Raw genomic sequence first — 2,347 nt, forward strand, 5'->3', positions numbered from 1 at the left:
AGCTGTTTTTGGAAATTCGATTCATTGGCCGCCTAAAAAGAAATAAACCGTGACAGAAAGAACGCCTTACAACTTCATTATTGCAGCTGTAAGGCACTCTTTTGACTTTTATAAACAGTATACGCACTCTATAACATGCTCTTTTTATAAAGGTATGATTATTTGTGTCAAAAATATATTATTTTCAATTTTAAACCGTAAGCTTCCTCCATATTTTTCAACAATACATCGCACACTTCTGGTTCCTATGCCTCCTTCTTCCTTCGAAGACTGAGGCATATCGTTTTCAAAAATAACCGGTACAGTGGCTGTGTTGGAAATTTGGATGAACAATTTTTCATCTTTCACTTCCGCTATAACTTTAATAAAACAGTTTCGTATAAAGGAACGCTGACAACTCTCCATAGCGTTTTCCAAAACATTGGCAAGTAACGCTCCCGTTTCTGCCGCTGTCAACGGTATATTCTCCGGTATATCGGTATTAACTTCATAACTGACACCTAATTCTTGTATCCGAGAAGCATATAAAAAAAACACTGCATTAGCTGCCTGATTACGACAATATCGTTTTATATTATTGCAAACAATTATTTTTTCACAATCCTGAAGATACTGTTTTGCTTCTTCAATATATCCTTCTGCCAAATATTGTACCAACAGCGCATTATGATGGTGTAAGTCATGCCTGATTTGCCGGGCCTGTTCCACAAAACTGTTATAGTTTGCCAGTTGTAATTCAAAAGCTTTGGCCTGTTGTTCTATAAGAAACTTTTCTGTCTTCAAAAAACAAAAACCAACAATGGTTTTCATAGCCCAAAAAATAGAACAATATACTACTATCGTTAAGCTCACCAATAATAAAAGCGGGATACAATCCGCCGCCATATCTTGAACCATGTCTTTTGTATGCAAAAAATAATAAATATAATTGCAGCAAATAGCTACTACCACAAAAGAAAATCGCGCCCAATAGTTTTCTAACTGCATACACTGCGGTTTTAGGTAATATTGAATCAGTCCAATTGTCACACCCAGCAAAAAAATACGTCCAAAGATAGTAGTAATATATGGATACGGCAAAAAATGGGACCACAAAAAACTAATAATCAAGACACAGCCATGGAGATTAATCACTGTAATGTAGCAAAAAATCCATTGGAGCCAGTTATCTTTAAAAAAAAGCTTTAACACAATAAATTCAATAAAATAAAGAATAATTAAGATTTTTGTTAAATTTGTAAAATCAGCCGTTTGATAAAACAAAAAATCTATGACGCTTACTATGGCAACAAGCAACATCACAATGAACACATTAATTTTTCGGCTGTATTTTGGCTGTGCCAATGTAAAAAGCAACACATATAATAAAAAAGCTGTAGGCAGTCCACGTATAAAGTTCAAAAGGATAAAGGTATTCATTATCGGTGTCTCCGCAACATTCTATGTATCACTAGCAAAACCAAAATCAAAATAGGCATCCCGTATGCTCCGGAAGTTATTCCGGGAAATAGGAATCTTTACTCCGGAGAGAAGCACAATTCCATCTTGTTGTACAATCCGGATCGCTTTCATATTAACCAAATACCCTTTACAAGGCTGAACAAACTGACCCGGTGCCAACGGTTGCAAAGACTCTAAAAAAAAGGACAACGATTGCCTTGCCAAAAGTTTTTTTCCCCGTTTCAAATACAAATTTTGCTCATGCGCATAATTTTCAATATAATCTATTTCTTCGATATCTATTTTTGTAACAACACCGCCGCCCAATTTAACAGAAATCTGTTTTTCTTTTCTTTTCATTTCACAAAACGCTCTATCCATGGCTTCATTAAAATCTGTTTCTTGAAATGGTTTTATCAAATAATGAACCGCTTGAACAGAAAATGCTTCAATAGCATAGTCTCTGCTGCTTGTCAAAAAAATTATTTTTGCCTGCGAATACATTTTTCCAATAACTTCCGCCACTTCTATTCCCGAAATTCCTGGCATCAAAATATCAAGCAATATAATATCAAAATAGCGTTTATTTAATTCCTCCAGCAAATCAAAACCATTATCGTATACACGAACACCTGCCTGCCGCCCTTTTTCTTGTAAATACTGCTGCAAACAGCGCACAACCATATCTTTATCTTTCGACTCGTTATCACAAACAGCAATCTGCACACTATCCATCTATATTCTCCTCATATAAAGTGAATGTAATGTGAATATAGTTTATAGTGTACATCGTATAACAAAATCATACAACCATTGATAGTGTCAAGATAAATGTGTAAACGTTCCTGCAAGCATTTTAGGCTGTTCTTACCGATTAGGATTATCAAACATATTCACTAAATCACTT

At 34.9% G+C, this 2,347-nt stretch carries 2 protein-coding genes; both read right to left on the reverse strand.

The annotated features are described in order from the left end of the window. Positions 1-144: 144 nt before the first annotated feature. A complete protein-coding gene (locus tag BLR11_RS13820) occupies positions 145-1,419 on the reverse strand; it encodes a sensor histidine kinase (protein WP_091653272.1) in 1,275 nt (424 codons plus the stop codon). A gap of 21 nt (positions 1,420-1,440) precedes the next feature. After that, positions 1,441-2,175: a LytR/AlgR family response regulator transcription factor gene (locus BLR11_RS13825; RefSeq protein ID WP_091653275.1), complete on the reverse strand. Its 735-nt coding sequence runs from the start codon at positions 2,173-2,175 to the stop codon at positions 1,441-1,443. Between the last annotated feature and the right edge of the window lie 172 nt (positions 2,176-2,347).

This window comes from Megasphaera paucivorans, assembly GCF_900103535.1.
GTDB classification, from domain to species: Bacteria; Bacillota; Negativicutes; order Veillonellales; family Megasphaeraceae; genus Megasphaera_A; species Megasphaera_A paucivorans.